The sequence below is a fragment of the Streptomyces sp. NBC_00190 genome (genome assembly GCF_036203305.1).
Taxonomy (GTDB): Bacteria; Actinomycetota; Actinomycetes; order Streptomycetales; family Streptomycetaceae; genus Streptomyces.
Genome location: NZ_CP108131.1, coordinates 339,188 through 355,798 on the forward strand (window position 1 = coordinate 339,188; position 16,611 = coordinate 355,798).

Consider the following 16,611-nt stretch of genomic DNA (forward strand, 5'->3'; position numbering starts at 1 on the left):
TGTTGGAGCAGTGCACCAAGCCTGGCAGGATGAGGGCATGACCACACCGACACCCCAGTCACGAAGGCGCAGGCAGGTGCTCTCGCGCGAGCGCATCATCGAGGCGGCAGTCGGGCTGCTGGACGCGGCGGGGGCGGAAGCCCTGACGGTCCGCGCGCTGTCCGAGCGCCTGTCCACCGGGTCCGGGGCCATTTATCACCACGTGGGAAACATGGGAGAGCTGCTGCTGGCGGCGACCGAGAGCGTCGTTGCCGCCGCCCTTCCGGGCTTCCCCGCCCCGCAAGAGCCCGCACCAACTCCCGGGGCCGAGGACACTGGCCGGGCCGAGATCCGCGCCGCCGCTCTCGGCCTGTACGACGCGGTCGCCGAGCACCCCTGGCTCGCGACCCAGCTCGCCGTACAGGTCACTCGCAGCCCCTGGGGAACGGTGACACCGCGGGTCTTCGAGAGCATCGGCGGGCACGTGCGCACGCTGGGCATTCCGCGAAGCGACTGGTTCGCCACGACCTCGACGCTGGTCCACTACATCCTCGGTGCCACCAGCCAGAACGCTCAGCCCTCCGACACCGCAGGCGACCTTGCAGCCCCGCGGGCCCGTGCGGAGCGCGCCGAGTTCCTCGACTCCGCGTCCAAGGCATGGCAGAGCCTCGACCCCGACGAATACCCGTTCCTCCACGACATCGCCGACCAGATGCGCCAGCACGACGACCGGGAGCAGTTCCTCACGGGCATCGAACTCATCCTCGCCGGCATCACCGCCATCAGCCGCCCTTCCTGAACCGCGCCCGCCGGAAGCCGACTGACCCGGCCCTTCCCGCCTGCGGGCCCGCACCGCGCTCGCCCCGGACCCGGTTTCCCTTTGACGAGCAGGGCGTGGCCGTCACGGACGACCAGGCCGGTCGCGGCGGTGCGGACGCGGCTCATGCCGGCATCCCCTCTTGGAGGTAGGCGGCGCGGCCGGCCAGGGCTGCGGCATGAAGCGTGGTGAGCGTCTGACGGTGCGCCGCGAGGAGATCCGGGAGGTCGTCGGGGTGGTGGAAGGCGTGCCGGTCGTGCTCGGGGCTGAGCTGGATCTGCTGACCAGCGGCGAGCCGCGCAGCGAAGAAGTAGTCCACGACGGGGCCGGTGCCGAGGACGTTGGCTCTGTGGTCGATTCCGATGAGGCGCGGTTGCGAGCCCAATGTGATGCCGGTCTCCTCGCCGATCTCCCGGCGGGCCGCCGGCCACGGGTTCTCGCCCTCATCGACCATGCCGCCTGGCAGCCACCATGTCCCGCTGGCACCTTCCTGGCCGGGGCCGTACCGAAGTAGGAGCATTCGGTCCTGGTCGTCCAGAAGCATGACGCACGACGCCACGAGCGCCTGGGGCTGCGTCTTCACCCACTCCTCGCGGGGGATCCAGTCACCCACTCACGCCTCCCGGGCCGAGAGGGTGCGGGCAGTGGTCTTCTCAAGGTGCGCGGCGAACGCAGCAGCGGGATCGGGGATGCCGAGCCGGTGGAGGGACACCATAGACGTCACCACCACGTCGCAGACCTCGGCGGCCACGTCGTCCCACGTGTGGGACTGGCCCTTGCGGGGGTTGGCGCCGGAAACGCCGACGACGGCCCGTGCCGCCTCGCCGAACTCCTCGCCGATCTTCAATACCTGCAAAGCCTCCCGCTGTTCGGCGGGGACGTCCGCGGCCTTCTCGTCGAGAAAGGCTGCCAGCTCGGCGGTGGTGCCCCAGGTCGTCTTGTCCACGCCGGGTTTTCCTTTCAGTGCTCGGCAGGTCGCAAGCCGGCCTTGGTGAGGATCAGGTCGGCTGTGTCGTCCAACGAGGAGTCAGCGCCGATGATGTGCTCGCCGAGCCCTTCGATCAGGTCGTTGGGTGTGTACCAGGAGTGCATTTCCTGCTCGCCGTACTCGGCGGCCTGCGGTTTCGTAGCGTGCCGGACCAGGGTTTCGGCAAACGGGACGTCCAGGTACAAGGCGTGGACCGGGCCGGGGTGGCCTGCGGCCAGTTTCGTGAGTATCTCCCCGTACCGGCAGGCTGTCAGGATGCCTTCGAGGACAACGTGGAACCCGTGGTCGAGGGCGTAGCGGACGGTCAGGTCGATGAGGCCGATGTTGGCGCCGCCCGGCACGTCCCGCTCCTGGAGTACGAACCTGCGCAGGTTGTCCTGGCCGATGATGGCCACGCCCGCGTCCGTACCGCGCGCGCAGGGCCTGGGCGACGCTCGTCTTCCCGGAGCCGGACGGGCCGCGCAGGATGATCAAGGTCGGTGCGCTCACGGCTGACAGGTCCTCTCGGTCACCCTGGCCGACTCCGCCGCGGCGAGTTTCCTGAGCACCGGGACGAGCTGCGGCGGCATGATGCTGAGCTCGTCCAAGGCGGCCTCGGTGAAGGGGATCTCGTCCAGGTGGTACTCGCCCCTGCCTTCCTGGGTGAACTCGGGCCCGGTGCGGTCGTCGAACGACCAGGTGGAGATGTTTGCCAGGTAGATGAACTGGTGCTCTTGGCCGCCTTCCAGGGTGTGGACGAGGCGGGTGATGTCCGCTTCTCCGGCGATCTCCTCGCGGATCTCCCTGCGGAGCGCGTGCTCGCGGCTTGCGTCCCCGGGTTCGACGCCGCCGCCGGGAAGGACCCAGTACACGGGCCTATCGGGCCTGGTTCGCCGGAGTAGGAGCAGTGTCCGGTCTGGTGTGAGGAGGATGGCGCGTACTCGTTCAGCCATGGGTGCCTGCTTCGTCGTTGGTGGTGGTGCGCCTGTGGGACTCATAGGGAACGTAGCGCGAACGCCCGGAATTGGCGGCCTTCTGTTCCGTCTGCTTGTCCCCTTGATCGCCTTCTTCGAGGCGACTCAGCGATTGACCCTAGAGGCGGACTCACAGGGTCCGGTTTTCGCCATAACCTGGAACGTAACTCGCGTCGCAGCATGCGTCGTCGCCGTGGCTCTCATGGGACACACGGTGTGGAGCTGGCGCGTTCGGCGTGGCCGAGCCGACGGGCGAACGGAAGCTGCCGCGCCTGCACGGCGTCTCTGACACCTTGTTATGACGTTATCCATAGGCCCAAACGCTCCATGCTGATCCGTCTCACTCTGCTGCCCTCACGAGCACGAAGGGTACGGGCATGTACGACGAAGAACGGTCGCCGCTGCTGACGCTGGAAGAGATGCACGATGTCATCGACGTCCTGGTGCACGACCTCGCCGCACGGTCCCGTCCCGCGAGTGAGCCCGCCCGCACCCCTACCGCAACGTGGGTGCGGCAGCACCGTCGGGGCAGGTGGATGAGAGGCGAACGTCATGGGCGACACCCCGAGGAGTCGCGACGCCAGGAGCGGTTCGGATAGTAGGCCGGGAACACACGGCGCCGTCCGCGCCGTTGGCCCTCCTGTCGGTCAGTCTCCGCACGTGTACCGGCTCGTGCCGTTGCTTCCCGTACGACTGCTGCGTCGTCCCGTCCCTTCGCGCGCTGGACCAGGAGGGCGCCGACGGCGCCGAGCCCGGCGACTCCGAGGCCGCTGACGGTCGCGAGGATCGTCTCCAGCATCGCCATCGCGTGATCGTCCACCCGGTTCCCCCACGGGCCGCAACGTTCATGCCAGGGATCTGACCGAGAGAGCGCGGCGTGGCGGATTCCGGCCTGGGGCGCGGTGGCCGTTGGGGCGGCGGACGCGGACATCGGTCCAGAGGACACGGCCCCGTGACCGATAAGACGCTGACCCAGCAGATCGCCAACTCGAGCGCACAGCCCGACAGATCCAGTGCTCGACCGACAGGTGCAGTGCTCAGTCACAGGGAGGTGCGGTCGGTGACCTGCGCACACTCGCGTTCGATTCGCGCAGCGGTGGGGCAGTCGATAGGGTGCCAGGTCACGACCGCCTCCGGTTCGAACCGCGGGCAGGTCAGGGTTCTGCCGCAGCTCGTGGCACCTCCGCAGCTGCCATGCCGGCACCTGCCTGCCCGGGTCTTGGGACACGGGGCGGCCTTCACGGCCGGGCAGTCGGGTTCCGGTCGACGGGTCAGGAGGAACGAGTGGCACAGGTCATCGCCGAGGTCTCAAGGACGTTCAACGAGTTTCTGCTCTTGCCCAACCGGACCCGGACCGACTGCTCGCCCGCGACGGTCAACCTGCGCACGCCCCTGGTGCGGCACGTCGTCGGAGAGCCGTCGGCCATCGAACTCGGCTCCCCGTTCACCTCCGCGATCATGCAGGCTGTCAGCACACCGGAACTCGCCATCGCACTCGCACGCAACGGCGGTCTGAGCTTCCTGCACCACAACCAGTCGATCCAGGACCAGGCCGCAGCCGTCCGCCAGGTGAAGAACTTCAAGGCCGGATTCGTCACCAGCGACACCAACGTCCGCCCCGACGACAGCCTGAGCCACCTGGTCGCCGTCATGCAGCGCACCGGTCACAGCACCGCCGCGGTCACCCACGACGGCAGCACCACCGGCCGCCTGCTCGGCCTGGTGACCTCCCGCGACTTCCACCCCCAGCGCCACGACCTCGACGGACCGGTGAGCGGTCGGATGACCCCCATCGCCGACCTTCCTCACGCCGCAGCTGACACCACGCTCTCCGAAGCCAACGCCCGGCTGTGGGACCAGCGGCTCGACTGCCTCCCCGTGCTCGACGCCGAGGGCCACCTGCAGTACCTGGTCTTCCGGTCCGACTACACGGACAACAAGCGCTTCCCGAACCAGGCCGTGGACACCGCAAAGCGCCTGCGGGTGGGCGCGGGCATCAACACCCACGACTACCAAGAGCGCGTTCCCGCCCTGCTGGAGGCGGGCGCCGACGCCCTGTGCTTCGACTCCTCCGACGGCTACAGCGACTGGCAGGCGCAAGCCCTGACCTGGGTGAAGAAGCACTACCCGGAGATCCCGACCGGCGGCGGCAACGTGGTCGACGGCGAGGCGTTCACCTTCCTCGCCGAGGCCGGTGCGGACTTCGTCAAGGTCGGCGTGGGCGGCGGCTCCATCTGCATCACCCGCGATCAGAAGGGCATCGGCCGCGGCCAGGCCAGCGCGGTGCTGGACGTCGCCGCCGCCCGGGACGCCTTCCGTGATCGCACCGGCGAGTACGTGCCGATCTGCTCTGACGGCGGGCTGGTGCACGACTACCACGTGGCCCTGGCGCTGGCGATGGGAGCCGACTTCGTCATGATGGGGCGTTACTTCGCCCGCTTCGACCAGGCGGCCGGCGCGAAGCTCCCCACCCGGGACGGCTTCGTGAAGGAGTACTGGGGCGAGGGCTCGAACCGTGCCCGCAACTGGCAGCGCTACGGACAAGGAGGCCAGGGCCTGATCTTCGAAGAGGGCGTCGACGGCTACGTCCCCTACGCCGGCGACCTCAACGAAGGGCTCGCCGTGACCATCGCCAAGCTCAAGACCACGATGGTGTCCTGCGGCTCCACCACTCTTCCGGAGTTCCAGTCCACGGCCCGGCTGACCCTGGTCTCCGACCAGAGCTTCCAGGAGAGCCACGCCAACGTCACCCTGCGCGACACCCCGATGACCGTCGCCTGAGAGGCTGCCAAGCGCCACGGACCACTGGCCGGAGGGGGAATAGTGCACAGCCGGAATAACCCCCTCCCGCCAGTACTCCAGCACCTGCGCCGCGACAGCGTCCGCGAACTGCTGGACGGCACCGGCCACCCCTACCGGTGGACGGTCCCAGCCTCCCCTTCAAGGGCGAGCACGACCCTCAGGGCGTGCCCGCAACATGGGTCATCGGGGCACCGGGCTCGGGCCGTCCGAGTCCTCGAGCGCCTCCAACCCCCGTACGTCGATCTGTTCTTCCGTAACATCACCCCGACTTCCGTCGGCTCTGACACCCAGCAGGTCCGTCCCGATCGGTTGCTCAACCGGATCATCCCCTGGGTCAACGGCTACTGCCGCACCCACCGGCTCCACGACACGATTCCCGACGTGGACGACTCTCCGTGGCACCTGAACAGCCGCCAATTCCGCCGCACCCTCGCCTGGTACGTCGCCCGCCGCCCCCGGCGGCGCCATCGCCGGCGCGATCCAGTACCGCCACCTGAGCATCAAGATGTTCAAGAGAGTGGGCGGCAGCGGCCGTCGGCGCTCAGGTGGAGCTTGGTGGTGAACCCGCCGCGCGACCGGCCCAGGCCCTCACCGCCCGCACCACCTCCACCAGGCGGGCGTGCAGGCTCTGCCACACGGTCTCGTCCTGCTGTTCTGCCAGTTCGGCCCCCTTTGAGGCCGGGGCCGGTGGCGGATCAGTGCGGGCACCAGCCGCGTGACCGTCAAACTCAGCAGAAGGATTCCGAGGTACTCCTGGTTCTCTCGTACACGGATATCACCCAACGGCGCCATCTCGTCCCGGGCGGGCGCCAGCCTCATTGATCCCTGACGATGCACAGTTCCATCCGGACCCCTGATCCCACGGGGGAGCTCGAACTCGAACTCGGTCTGCTGGGAGTCGGTCATCAAAAGCCCTTTCGCTGGGCTGGAAGGCCCGGGGTATGCATGGACTCCCCCGTCAACGACCCCGCAGCCACCAGGGTCACCTGAGGCCTACTCCCCGAGTCCTGACCGGCCCCTGCGGGCTGTTCTCGGGCAGCACGAAGGTGACCTGAGCCCGCACCGACGGCCCCCGCGAAAGCGTCTTCGAGTGCAAGGTGACGATGACCGTCACCGCTCCCCGACCCGGCCACCGGCGAGCACGGCGGCGCCGCTCATCACGCCAGCAGAAGCCGCTGACCACACCCCGTCTGCGGTGGAGAGCGGGCTCATGCCTCCACGGCCGGGAGCGGGCGGCTGTCCGGCTGCGGCGGCCGGCCCTCCTGGTCCAACTCCTCGAACCGCCGATCCAGCTGCCGGATCGCGCGGCCGAGCGCCAGCAACCGCCACCGGCTGCCCAGGAAGAGCGTGTGGGAGTGCGCGGTGAGATCAAGCAGGTGCCGCAGCTTGTCCTCGTCGGTGCGGTCGGAGATCCAGACCATCCGGACAGTCCCGCAGTAGCGCATTCCCCGGATCGAGTTGGGCCCGCGGAAGGTGAAGACGAATTCCTGCGCGTGATCGGCCAGGTGACAGGTGGCCTCGTCGAGCTGCTTCCGCCACCGGCCCCGTTCCTCGGTGAGCGCGGCCCGGAGGGTGTCGCTGACGCCGTCGGGCACCTGGACCGTCCGGAGCTTCTGCGTGGCCGACAGCACCGAGAGCGCGGCTGCGGTGATCTTCTCCTGGGCCTGCATCTTCGTCTGGAATCGCCGGTTGTGGACCTCCAGCAGCGGCGAGATGTAGTGGCCGGTGACGATGGTCGTCGCTATCGAGATGAACGCGGTGCTTCCCCACGCGGGGATCCAGTCAAGCATGTGGCCGATTCTCGTTGCCCGCGCGCTGGCACACAGCCGATTCGGCCGATCACCTAGGCCCTGGCTGGCGGCAGGATTCGGGCCGCTGCGGCAGGTCCCGTCAATCCTGGTCACTCACCCGGGTGACACCGGGACCATTACGTACTTGCCGGGCGCTACGGTGGCGGGTGCTCCTTGCTCAGACAGGTGGCTGTGTTCGTGACCGGAGAAGAGGAATCCCGTGCCCGATGCGCCGCTGGCTGCCGTCGCTGTCATCGATCCTGATGTCCCGAGCGACGTACGGTCTCTGCTGGAGAACCGGATGGCGATTCTCACCGCGGGCTCAGGGCTCTACCCCTTCACCTCTGGGGTATTCACCCTCGTGAAGGGCGGCGCCCCTGTACTCGGTATGGGCGGCCTGTCCCTCCTCTTCACCCCTGACCCCGCGGCTCCGAAACTGCCTGCTGGAACCGTCGGCGCCTCGATGGAACACGTGCGGGAGAACATCCACTGGTTCTTGGGGTTGTGGCCGTACGCCGGGGCCTGCGTCGTCCTCTACGCGGGTGTCACGTTCTTCGAGCAGTTCGCCCGGCGCCGCAGAGCCCGCGCCGTGAACGCGGCCATGGGGCACGTCGTTGCACCTGAGGAGCTGTCCGAAACCGCCCAGGTCCTCGTCGGGCGTGCCCAGCAGGCACAGCGGACGATCCTCGCTTCGCAGGTCCACCGGCTCGACCTGATCGATTGCCGGCGCAACGAGTTGGTTCTTCCGGAACAAGTGTGGGAGGTCGCGAAGGCCCTGCGCGAGTACAGCCGGCTGTCCAAGTCAGCCGAGGCGGACAGCTCCAACGCAGAGGTGATCGCCCTTCAAGCCACACGGCGACGGGCACTGCGCGCCAGCCACGACGGCGTCGAGATGCGCGTCGTGGCCCTGGAGGAGTACGCCGCGCGGGTCCGCGAGGCTGACCTCCGCTACGAGGAGCTCCAGCAGATCCAGCGGCTCACCGACGGCAACGCGGAAGCGCTGGACCTTCTAGCCCGCACCGCCGCCGACGCCCTGGCCGTCGCCGAGATCGACGGCATGAACCAACAGGCAGCGGTCTTGGCGAAGACTCTCACCATGGCCCTCGACCGCGCTTCCGCCGCCGCCGCCATCATCGCCCTGCCCCTCCGGGACACCGCCTGAGAAACAGAACACACTCACAGGCACCCTCCACCCCGCACATCGATCGTGCCGTGGATGAACATCGAGCTTGCAACGGATCCTTTGGCCGCCAGCCTGATGGACGCGGCGGCCGAGGAGAGTCTGCAGCGCCCGGACGCGCCCCGGCTGCGACTCGCAACTCACCCTTTGATGACTGCGGATCAGTCTTAACAGCGGGCGAGTGTGCCACTGTCCAGGGTGGATTTGTCGCCGAACACCCAGCCCTCGGTGTCCGTGCCCGCGATACGGGCGTAGATCCACTTGTTGGCACTGGCATTGGTGACATAGCAGTGGTAGTAGACCTTCGCGCCGGACTTGACCTCGGTCACATAGGAGCACTCCGCGTACGGCCCGGTGTAGAGGTGGGTGTCCTGGGTCGCGTGGCCGTATCCATTGCTGCGGTTCGAGTGGGCCCACCCGGTGCACGCCGTCGAAACCGGGGCGGGCTCCTTCACCGTGGAACTGGGCGTTGCCTTCGGAGGGGCTGACGGGCCCCCGGCCGGCTTGTCACCTCCGCCGCTGGGCGCCGACGTGGGACCTGTCCCCCTGTCCTCATCCTTCTTCGAGGGGGTGCTGGACGACGTCTCGCCGGGGCGGATGGACGTCAGGTCCCCCGGGGAGGTCGGGCCGTCGGACATGCTCGCCGTGGGAAGCGCCGCGTTCGACCCGCCGCCCTCGACGCCTCGCATGTCCATCAGAGCGTAGGCGACTCCGCCGCAGGCGAGGACGGTGGCGGCCGCCACCGCGACGATGGTACGGGTGCGGCGGCGCCGCGCGCCGACCATCGTGGCACGGGTCTCGGAACGGCTGTCGTGACCGGCAGGTATGCCGGGCGCCATGCCCGGCCGCGCGCCGAGGGCGGGACCGAAGCCCGGCGGGGTGACGGGCTGGGGGGCGGGCTGGGAGAGCGGTGCGGCGAGGGCGGGACCGAAGCCCGGCGGAGTGACGGGCTGGGGCGCCGGTGCCGCCGCAAGGTCCGCCCTCCTGCCCCCGGCAACCGCCTCCAGCATCTCGCGCGCCTGCCCGGCATCGGGCCGCTGCAGCGGGTCCTTGGCCATCAACGCCTGCAGCACCGGGGTGAGCGGTCCGGCGCGCCGGGGCTCCGGCAGCGGTTCGCCGACGATCGCCGCCAGCGTGGACCACACCGACGTACGGCGGAAGGGCGAAGCGCCCTCCACGGCCGCGTACAGCGTCATGCCGAGCGCCCAGATGTCCGACGCGGCACCCGGTACCTGGCCCTGTGCGCGCTCCGGTGGCAGATAGTCGAGAGAGCCGACGATCTGACCGCTCTGGGTCAGCTTCGCCAAGGCCTCGTCGCCGGAGGTCTCCATGCTGGCGATGCCGAAGTCGGTGAGCACGACCCGGCCGCTGCGCTCAAGCAGTACGTTGCCAGGCTTGACGTCCCGGTGGAGGACCCCGGCCCGGTGTGCCGCGTCGAGCGCGTCCATCAGCTTGGCGCCGATCGCGGCCGCTTCGCGCGGATCCAGTGAGCCGCGCTCCGCCAGCACAGCGTCGAGGGAAGGCCCGTCGACCAGCTCCATGACGATGACCGGCAGCCCCTGCTCCTCGACCACGTCGTGCACCGTGACCACACCGCTGTGCCGAATACGAGCGGCGGCCTGCGCCTCCCTCTGCATCCGGACCCGCAGATCGGCCAGTTCGTCCGCGGAGGCGTCGGTGTAGGCCCGCAGGACCTTGACGGCGACGTCGCGGTTCAGCAACTGGTCCACCGCCCGGGCGACCACGCCCATGCCACCGCGGCCGATCGTCGCGGTCACGCGGTATCGCCCGCCCAGAACCTCGCCGACCAGATCCGCGCCGTTCGCCCCCGTCACCTGTCACATCCCGTTCGTCGCACTGTTTGAAATCCGCCCACGTGGCGGCACCAGGGTAGGCGTTCGCGTATGTGCGCGTGCGCACGGTCCGGCCCACGGCGCGCGGGGTGCGTCTTCCAACAGCCGTGATCACCAAGACATCTCGCCTGAGATCAGGACACTCGTGCGTTTCCCCCTCTGCAAGAAGCGTCAGGCCGAAGCGCCAGCTCTGCAGAAGAAGCCCGGTGCAATGGCGCCGCCGCTCGTGATGGCGTGAGCTCCTGTGCTCGACTTGCCGGACGACCTCGGCCAACTGCGGATCCTGGAGCGGCTGGTGCTGATCACCTTGCTCGACATCCGCATCAAGACCGAGCAGTCGAGCGCCGCCAGGCCGGGATACGGCCCGCACGGGCACCTGCTTACCGTGGCCGGCGGGAAATGCGACGGCGCCTCGCGGCGGACCCGGCTGCCCATCGAGGATCGGGACGAAGGCGGCGGCCGAGCCGTCCCCGTCGACCCCACCGGCCTCGACATCCGGGGCTGCTCCGTGGTCGAGGCGCACCAGCCGACGATCCGGCGGGAGAAGGTGTCCACGACGAAGGCGACGTAGCCGACGCCCGAGAACGTGGCGACGTGGGTGAAGTCGGCGGCCCAGCACCGATGGGGGGCCGCGGCGACGAAGAGGCAGGCCTGCACGATGCGGTCGGGCATGCCGGCGCCGGGTGGCGGTCTCCGCCATTCCGGGGCGCTCCGCCGGACAGACCGGAGAGCCGAGGCATACCTTCCGTGGGAGCGGACGAGTAGACGAGTAGACCGAACATTCGCAGACAGACCGGCTCAGGCCCAGGGAGAACTCGATGACCATGTCGACGATGGCGCGGCTCGCCGTGACAGTGGGGGTCACGACCGTGTTCGCGACGACCTCGACCCTCAGCGCCGTCGCCCGGACGCCGGAGCCCAAGGCTCCCCGGGAATTCGTCTCGCTGAGCTCCGTCGACCCCACGATCATCCAGGAAATGCGCTACGCGTCGACGCACAACTTCATCGGCGAGCGGATCGACGGCTACCAGCAGCCGGTCTGCATCATGACGCGACCGGCGGCCGAAGCCCTGCACCGGGCCCAGGCGCGTCTCCTGCCTCAGGGGTACTCGCTCAAGGTGTACGACTGCTACCGGCCGCAGCGGGCTGTCGACCACTTCGTACGGTGGGCCAAGGACCTGGCCGACGAGAGGAAGAAGGCGGAGTTCTATCCGCAGGTCGACAAGTCGCGCCTGTTCGAGGACGGCTATATCGCCGAGAAGTCCGGGCACAGCCGTGGCAGCACCATGGACCTCACGATCGTCCCGCTTCCGGTGGTCCCGGCGCCCCCGCCGAGGCCGGGGCAGGAATCCGTTCCCTGCTACGCGCCGCAAGCGGAGCGGTACCCGGACAACTCCGTCGACATGGGAACGGGCTTCGACTGCTTCGACACGCTGTCGCACACCGACGACCCGCGCGTCCAGGGAACACAGCGCGCGCACCGCCAACTGCTGAAAACGGCGCTGGCCGCGGAGGGGTTCGTCAACCTGCCCGAGGAATGGTGGCACTTCACGCACAAGCCCGAGCTCTTCCCGGACACCTATTTCGACTTCCCTGTCGCGCGCCGGTCGGTGGCCGGGCACCGCCCCTGACGAACGCGTGCCAGCGTACGAGTCAAACCGTAACGCCCTCACCCGGACTCCCCAACGATCCCGTCGTCTACGAGGTCGGCCGGGCCGAACCAGCGGGTGAGGGTCTCGGTGAGACCGGTGCCCCCGGCCCAGCAGACGTATCCGTCCGGGCGGACGAGTATCGCCTCGGCGTCGGTCGAGCCGGATTCCGCCCGGGCCCGCACGTGGGTGACCCGGTCGCTCCAGGGGGCCGCGGCGGCGAGGGGGGCGTCGGTGAGGTTGAGCAGGACGCCGCGTCCGGTGCGCGTCAGATCGCTGAACCGGACCCGCTCACCGTCGCCGAGGTCAAGGTCGAGGTCGGGCATCCGCAGGCCCAGCAGCGGATGGGCGGCGGCGTCGGGAGACGGGAGGCAGAGGTCGAGACCGGCCATCACGCCGGCCATGTACCGGTTGGCGTCGGGCAGGCGGAGCAGGTCGGTGAGCACGTCGCGCAGCTCGCCCAGCCCGCCGTCGCGCTGCGGCCCCATGACCACTCCCTGGGCCCGGGTGAGGGCGAGCACCCGCGCGGCGGCGGGGTGCCGCTCGGTCTGATAGGTGTCCAGCAGCTCCTCGCCCGCCTCGCCGCGCAGGACCGCGGCGAGCTTCCAGCCGAGGTTGAACGCGTCCTGGACGCCCAGGTTGAGCCCCTGGCCTCCGGCCGGGGAGTGGATGTGGGCGGAGTCGCCGGCGAAGAACACGCGTCCGTGGCGGTAGTGCTCCAACTGCCTGCTGGCGTCGCTGAACCGGGAGGCGTAGCGGATCTCGGCTACATCGAGCGCCCCGCCGTGGGTGGCGCGCAGGACCTCGCTCACCTCCCCGACCGTCACGGGGGCGTCACGCTCGGCCAGCATGGTCTGCGGACCGCTGAAGATGATTTTGTGGAGCCCGTTCGCCAGGGGTGTGATCATGGCGAAGTGACCCTCGGGTGAGGTGTGGATCCGCGAGCTGATGTGTCCGCCGGGGCGGTCGTCGATGTCGCCGGAGAACAGCAGATCGGCGGTGGCCATGCGGACCGTGGCGGCCTGGCCGGGGAAATCGGCTCCGACGATCTTGCGCACGCTGCTGTGGGCGCCGTCGCACGCGACGAGATAGCGGCCCCGCAGCGACCGGTCGCCGTCCGGTGCGGCCACGGTGACCGTGACGCCGTCGGCGTCCTGGTGGAGGCCGGTCACCCGGTGCTCCCTGAGCACCTGGCCGCCGAGCTTGGTGAGCCGGTCCTCGAGCACTGCCTCGAGCTGGTCCTGCGGGAGCAGGACGGGGTGCGGATAGCGGGTGTCCCACGCCGTGTAGTCCAGCGGGACGGGCAGTCCCGCGAAGTGGCCGCCGACGAGCTGGTAGTCGATCGACCGCCCGAGGGCGTCGTCCAGCAGACCGCGCAGCGCGAGCATCTCGGCGGTCCGGGGCTGGATCGCCCCGGCGCGGGACTGGAGGTTGCGGCCGGGCAGCCGGTCCAGCACGACGGCGGGTACGCCGACGAGAGCGAGCTCGGTGGCGAGTGTCAGTCCGGCGCCGCCGGCTCCCACGACGATGACGCCCGTGACCTGCGTGTTCATGGAGCCTCCCAAGACGATTTCTTCACTCAGTAGAGAACTATACCGGGTGCAACTTTCCCCTCGGTGTCCCATTGCTATCGTGGGCGCATGGCTGAGCAACTTGGACTCCGGGAACGCAAGAAGCAGCGCACCCGTCAGGCGATCTTCGAAGCGGCGCTGCGGCTGTTCCTCAGCCGCGGCTTCGACGACGTGTCGATCGTGGAGATCGCCGAGGCGGCCGAGGTCTCCAAACGCACGCTGTTCACGTACTTCCCGACCAAGGAAGACCTGGTCCTGCACGTGTTCGCCGACCACGAGGACGAATCGGCCCGCGTGGTCCGCACCCGCCCGGCCGGTACGAGCCCACTGGCCGCCCTGCACGCGCACGAGCTTGACGCCCTGGCCCGGCGGGACCCGAACACCGGGCTCACCTCCGACCCCGACGCCGTGGCCTTCGCCCGGCTGCTGAGCACGACGGCGAGCCTGAGCGAGCGGCTGCTCCGGTACGCGGGGCGCAGCATCGCAGCCCTCACCGAGGCGCTGGAGGAGACCGGCGCCGACGAGCTCACCGCGCGGCTCGCCGCGGTGCAGATCGTCACCGTCCTGCGCGCCCTCGCCGACCGCAACAGCGACCAGGTGCAGGCGGGCCGCCCGGCCGACGACGTCTACCCCGAGGCCGTGGCCGCCGCCGACCGGGCCTTCCGCCTTCTCGGCGCGGGCCTGGCCGACGCCCTTCCCGCCTGAACACCCGCCTGTCCCACAAGCAAGTCCGCGCAACGCAAAGATCATTTACGAGACAACCCTTAGCTTGACCCTGTCGAGGATCTTGAGGATCCCCGGCGGGGCGGCGTGATCAACGGGCATGCTCGGCTCTGTTCAAAGAACCGATGAGGTTGTCGAGGTGCCCGTTGTCCTCGGCGCCCGTTCTGGTGAGCAAGTCCCTTCTCTGACCGCGCAGATGGCGCGAGCGAGCAACCCAGGCGGTACAACGGCGATGTGGGTGAGAGACCACCTGGGCGGGCTGTGGCGTGACGAGGACTTCGCCGACTGGTACCCGCGCGACGGCCGCCCGGGGCTCTCGCCCGCCCAGCTGGCACCGTCTGTGTGCTGCAGTTCCTGCTCGGCCTGTCGGACCGGCAGGCGGCCGAGGCGGTTCGCTGCCGCATCGATCTCAAGTACGCGCTGGCCATGGAACTGGACGACTTCGACCGCCGGCAGGTCACCTGCCCGCAGGCGTGACCAGCGCGGGCTGGCACGGCCCCTATCCGACCTCCTCGCCCACCGCGGCACCTCTGATCGTGGCGCGGTTCACCAAGAGCCAGTGCCGCCCCTGCCCGGTCCGCACCCGCTGCACGACCACCACCGACAGCGCCCAAACCGTGGGCTTTCCCCCGCGAGAGCTCCGTGACCTGCAACTCCGAGTCCGCGCCGAGCAACAGACACCCGAATGGCAGGCCCCCTATGCGGTCCGCTCCGGGGACAGCAGAAAGCCCACCTACAGCACGTGTTCACAGCCATCGCCGCAAACATCGAGCGCCTCAGCCGATGGCCGCCGACCGGAGAAGCACCTTCGTCCCGGCCGCCGACCGCCTTGCAGAACTTCCTGGACCAGCACGGGACCCCCCGGCCGAGGTCATGGCGGTCCGCCAGAGACTGAGCACAGCGGAGTACCTGACGGATTCAAAGACCGCCTGCTCCATACCCACCCCCGACCGAGACGAGGTTGAACGACAAGGCCAGCCATCATCGTCCACGCCTCATCGCAGTCCCCGCTCATCGAGGCCGGAGGTCAGGCCGTCGGGCACATCGTTGATGAGCTGAAGATTCACCCGGGCGACGCTACCGAGTAAACCGTGGGGAGGGCATGCCCGGGGCCAGCCTCCGTGCCCCGAGCGGCTCTCCCCCGGTCCACGGCCTATTCCGCACGTCTGAATATCCGAAGCTGCCGATACTGGAGACGCTCGCCACGACGACCGGCGAGGGCAGCTTCTGGCACCTGGCCGATCACGGAATCAATGGCGCGTATTGCCTCGACAGCGTGTGGCACCACGGCTGGGAGACCATCGCCGCCCTGATTGCCACCACCCAGGCGACCAGCCGGTGACCGGCCGCTCCCCTACGCGCCTGGGCGTGTGTTCATCGGTCTCGCATTTGGTCAGCGCGGTCCTCGGATGCTGTCGATGATGCGGGTCCAGTTGTCGCTGCCGTGTCCGTTCTCGATCGCGCGCCGGTAGTGGGCCTGCACGGCCAGCGGGAGCGCGAGGTCGAGGCCGAGTGACGTGCTGGTCTCGACGATGTGGTCGGACGTCGCGCCCATCATGGTGACCGTGCTGAGGTCGCCGGGATGCTCTCCAGCATCAAGCCCGGTGCCGGGGTTCTCTTCAGCAGCCTTGAGGATGTCGCCAATCGAGTCGGCGGAGGAGAGCAACTCTGGCAGTGCTTCCTTGGCCTTCATTCCGGCGGTACCGAGCATCGCGGTGGCGTGCATCAGTCCGGACAAGGTGGTGAGGAACACCGTGAGTTGGGCTTGATACATCATCTGGGCCAGGCCCGGGTCTTCGCCCAGATACTTCGGTGTTCCCAGCACTGTCAACGCCGCCAGGTGGCTCTCCATCACTTGGTCCCGGCCGCTGTAGTAGACATGTGCTGCCTCCGTGCCGACCATCGGCGCGGGGACCATGACACCTCCCGTGAGGAAGGCGGCGCCGTGGCCCGCTGCCCAGGTTGCTGCCTCGCGTGAGCGGTCGGGAGTGTCAGAGCTCAGGTTCACCAGCGTCCGGCCGGCGAGCGATGCGGTGGTGCTGTCGAAGATGTCGTACATCGCCTGGTAGTCGGTGAGGCTGAGGATTACAAGGTCACTCGCTTCGACCGCTTCGCCGGGTGTCGCCGCGAGCGTTGCCCCGTCGGTGACGACGCCGTCGGCCCGACGTGCAGTGCGGTTCCAGACGGTGACCGGGTGGCCGGCGGTGAGGAGGGTGCGGGTCATCGCCTGGCCCATCGGGCCAAGCCCGATCACGGTGACAGCGCTGCCTTGCCTGGTGGTGTGGTTCTGTTGTTCGTTCACCTCT

General features: G+C 69.1%; 16 protein-coding genes and 2 pseudogenes. 9 read left to right on the forward strand and 9 right to left on the reverse strand.

What is annotated here, in order from left to right; genetic code table 11:
• The first annotated feature begins 37 nt into the window (after nucleotides 1–37).
• Nucleotides 38–778: a TetR/AcrR family transcriptional regulator gene (locus OG429_RS01890; protein WP_328923503.1), complete on the forward strand. Its 741-nt coding sequence runs from the start codon at nucleotides 38–40 to the stop codon at nucleotides 776–778.
• A gap of 142 nt (nucleotides 779–920) precedes the next feature.
• Here OG429_RS01890 and OG429_RS01895 read toward each other — a convergent pair whose 3' ends face one another.
• The 4 genes from OG429_RS01895 to OG429_RS01910 all read right to left on the reverse strand — a co-directional run bounded on the left by OG429_RS01895 (nucleotide 921) and on the right by OG429_RS01910 (nucleotide 2,761).
• A complete protein-coding gene (locus tag OG429_RS01895; RefSeq protein ID WP_328923504.1) occupies nucleotides 921–1,409 on the reverse strand; it encodes an NUDIX hydrolase in 489 nt (162 codons plus the stop codon).
• Complete coding sequence (locus tag OG429_RS01900) at nucleotides 1,410–1,742, reverse strand: MazG-like family protein (RefSeq protein ID WP_328923505.1); 333 nt, start codon at nucleotides 1,740–1,742, stop codon at nucleotides 1,410–1,412. It lies immediately after the preceding gene.
• Between the two features lie 14 nt (nucleotides 1,743–1,756).
• Entirely contained in the window at nucleotides 1,757–2,179 is a 423-nt protein-coding gene (locus OG429_RS01905; protein ID WP_328923506.1) for a kinase, read from the reverse strand.
• A gap of 90 nt (nucleotides 2,180–2,269) precedes the next feature.
• Entirely contained in the window at nucleotides 2,270–2,761 is a 492-nt protein-coding gene (locus OG429_RS01910) for an NUDIX domain-containing protein (RefSeq protein ID WP_328923507.1), read from the reverse strand.
• Between the two features lie 1,260 nt (nucleotides 2,762–4,021).
• Here OG429_RS01910 and OG429_RS01915 point away from each other — a divergent pair.
• Entirely contained in the window at nucleotides 4,022–5,518 is a 1,497-nt protein-coding gene (locus OG429_RS01915; protein WP_328923508.1) for an IMP dehydrogenase, read from the forward strand.
• A gap of 1,229 nt (nucleotides 5,519–6,747) precedes the next feature.
• Here OG429_RS01915 and OG429_RS01930 read toward each other — a convergent pair.
• On the reverse strand, nucleotides 6,748–7,329 hold the full coding sequence (locus OG429_RS01930; protein WP_328923509.1) for a hypothetical protein: 582 nt from the start codon (nucleotides 7,327–7,329) through the stop codon (nucleotides 6,748–6,750).
• Nucleotides 7,330–7,630: 301 nt separating this feature from the next.
• On the opposite strand from OG429_RS01930, the gene OG429_RS01935 reads away from it, so the two are divergent.
• Nucleotides 7,631–8,491, forward strand: a complete 861-nt coding sequence (locus tag OG429_RS01935; protein WP_328923510.1) for a hypothetical protein — start codon at nucleotides 7,631–7,633, stop codon at nucleotides 8,489–8,491.
• A 185-nt stretch (nucleotides 8,492–8,676) separates the two neighbouring features.
• Here OG429_RS01935 and OG429_RS01940 read toward each other — a convergent pair whose 3' ends face one another.
• Nucleotides 8,677–10,344, reverse strand: coding sequence for a serine/threonine-protein kinase (locus OG429_RS01940; protein ID WP_328923511.1), 1,668 nt, complete (start codon nucleotides 10,342–10,344; stop codon nucleotides 8,677–8,679).
• A 262-nt stretch (nucleotides 10,345–10,606) separates the two neighbouring features.
• Here OG429_RS01940 and OG429_RS01945 point away from each other — a divergent pair, with 262 nt between their 5' ends.
• Nucleotides 10,607–10,933, forward strand: a complete 327-nt coding sequence (locus OG429_RS01945; RefSeq protein ID WP_328930565.1) for a hypothetical protein — start codon at nucleotides 10,607–10,609, stop codon at nucleotides 10,931–10,933.
• Here the strand turns inward: OG429_RS01945 and OG429_RS01950 are convergent.
• Nucleotides 10,870–11,004 (reverse strand): annotated as a pseudogene (locus OG429_RS01950) (DDE-type integrase/transposase/recombinase); the annotation flags it as partial. The gene OG429_RS01945 and the pseudogene OG429_RS01950 sit on opposite strands and share 64 nt — an antisense overlap.
• 176 nt (nucleotides 11,005–11,180) lie before the next feature.
• Here OG429_RS01950 and OG429_RS01955 point away from each other — a divergent pair.
• On the forward strand, nucleotides 11,181–11,993 hold the full coding sequence (locus tag OG429_RS01955; RefSeq protein WP_328923512.1) for a M15 family metallopeptidase: 813 nt from the start codon (nucleotides 11,181–11,183) through the stop codon (nucleotides 11,991–11,993).
• 38 nt (nucleotides 11,994–12,031) lie between these two features.
• Here the strand turns inward: OG429_RS01955 and OG429_RS01960 are convergent, their stop codons facing one another.
• Nucleotides 12,032–13,564, reverse strand: a complete 1,533-nt coding sequence (locus OG429_RS01960) for an FAD-dependent monooxygenase (RefSeq protein ID WP_328923513.1) — start codon at nucleotides 13,562–13,564, stop codon at nucleotides 12,032–12,034.
• An 87-nt stretch (nucleotides 13,565–13,651) separates the two neighbouring features.
• Here OG429_RS01960 and OG429_RS01965 point away from each other — a divergent pair, with 87 nt between their 5' ends.
• The 4 genes and pseudogenes from OG429_RS01965 to OG429_RS01980 all read left to right on the forward strand — a co-directional run bounded on the left by OG429_RS01965 (nucleotide 13,652) and on the right by OG429_RS01980 (nucleotide 15,647).
• Nucleotides 13,652–14,287 carry a TetR/AcrR family transcriptional regulator gene (locus OG429_RS01965; RefSeq protein WP_328923514.1) on the forward strand — a complete coding sequence of 212 codons (636 nt, stop codon included), beginning with the start codon at nucleotides 13,652–13,654 and terminating at the stop codon, nucleotides 14,285–14,287.
• Nucleotides 14,288–14,501: 214 nt separating this feature from the next.
• Nucleotides 14,502–14,746 (forward strand): annotated as a pseudogene (locus OG429_RS41340) (transposase); the annotation flags it as partial.
• A 95-nt stretch (nucleotides 14,747–14,841) separates the two neighbouring features.
• The gene (locus OG429_RS01975; protein WP_328930131.1) at nucleotides 14,842–15,270 is read left to right on the forward strand and encodes a transposase; all 429 of its coding nucleotides are present in this window, start codon (nucleotides 14,842–14,844) and stop codon (nucleotides 15,268–15,270) included.
• A gap of 137 nt (nucleotides 15,271–15,407) precedes the next feature.
• Nucleotides 15,408–15,647: a hypothetical protein gene (locus tag OG429_RS01980; protein WP_328923516.1), complete on the forward strand. Its 240-nt coding sequence runs from the start codon at nucleotides 15,408–15,410 to the stop codon at nucleotides 15,645–15,647.
• Nucleotides 15,648–15,698: 51 nt separating this feature from the next.
• On the opposite strand, the gene OG429_RS01985 is transcribed toward OG429_RS01980, so the two are convergent.
• A complete protein-coding gene (locus tag OG429_RS01985; protein ID WP_328923517.1) occupies nucleotides 15,699–16,607 on the reverse strand; it encodes an NAD(P)-dependent oxidoreductase in 909 nt (302 codons plus the stop codon).
• Nucleotides 16,608–16,611: the final 4 nt, after the last annotated feature.

What these genes read in the sequence shown, in the direction of transcription:
- OG429_RS01890 (WP_328923503.1), top strand. Translation starts at nt 38, where the DNA reads ATGACCACACCGACACCCCAGTCACGAAGGCGCAGGCAGGTGCTCTCG.
- OG429_RS01910 (WP_328923507.1), bottom strand. Translation starts at nt 2,761, where the DNA reads ATGAGTCCCACAGGCGCACCACCACCAACGACGAAGCAGGCACCCATG.
- OG429_RS01930 (WP_328923509.1), bottom strand. Translation starts at nt 7,329, where the DNA reads ATGCTTGACTGGATCCCCGCGTGGGGAAGCACCGCGTTCATCTCGATA.
- OG429_RS01935 (WP_328923510.1), top strand. Translation starts at nt 7,631, where the DNA reads ATGGCGATTCTCACCGCGGGCTCAGGGCTCTACCCCTTCACCTCTGGG.
- OG429_RS01955 (WP_328923512.1), top strand. Translation starts at nt 11,181, where the DNA reads ATGACCATGTCGACGATGGCGCGGCTCGCCGTGACAGTGGGGGTCACG.
- OG429_RS01960 (WP_328923513.1), bottom strand. Translation starts at nt 13,564, where the DNA reads ATGAACACGCAGGTCACGGGCGTCATCGTCGTGGGAGCCGGCGGCGCC.
- OG429_RS01965 (WP_328923514.1), top strand. Translation starts at nt 13,652, where the DNA reads ATGGCTGAGCAACTTGGACTCCGGGAACGCAAGAAGCAGCGCACCCGT.
- OG429_RS01980 (WP_328923516.1), top strand. Translation starts at nt 15,408, where the DNA reads ATGCCCGGGGCCAGCCTCCGTGCCCCGAGCGGCTCTCCCCCGGTCCAC.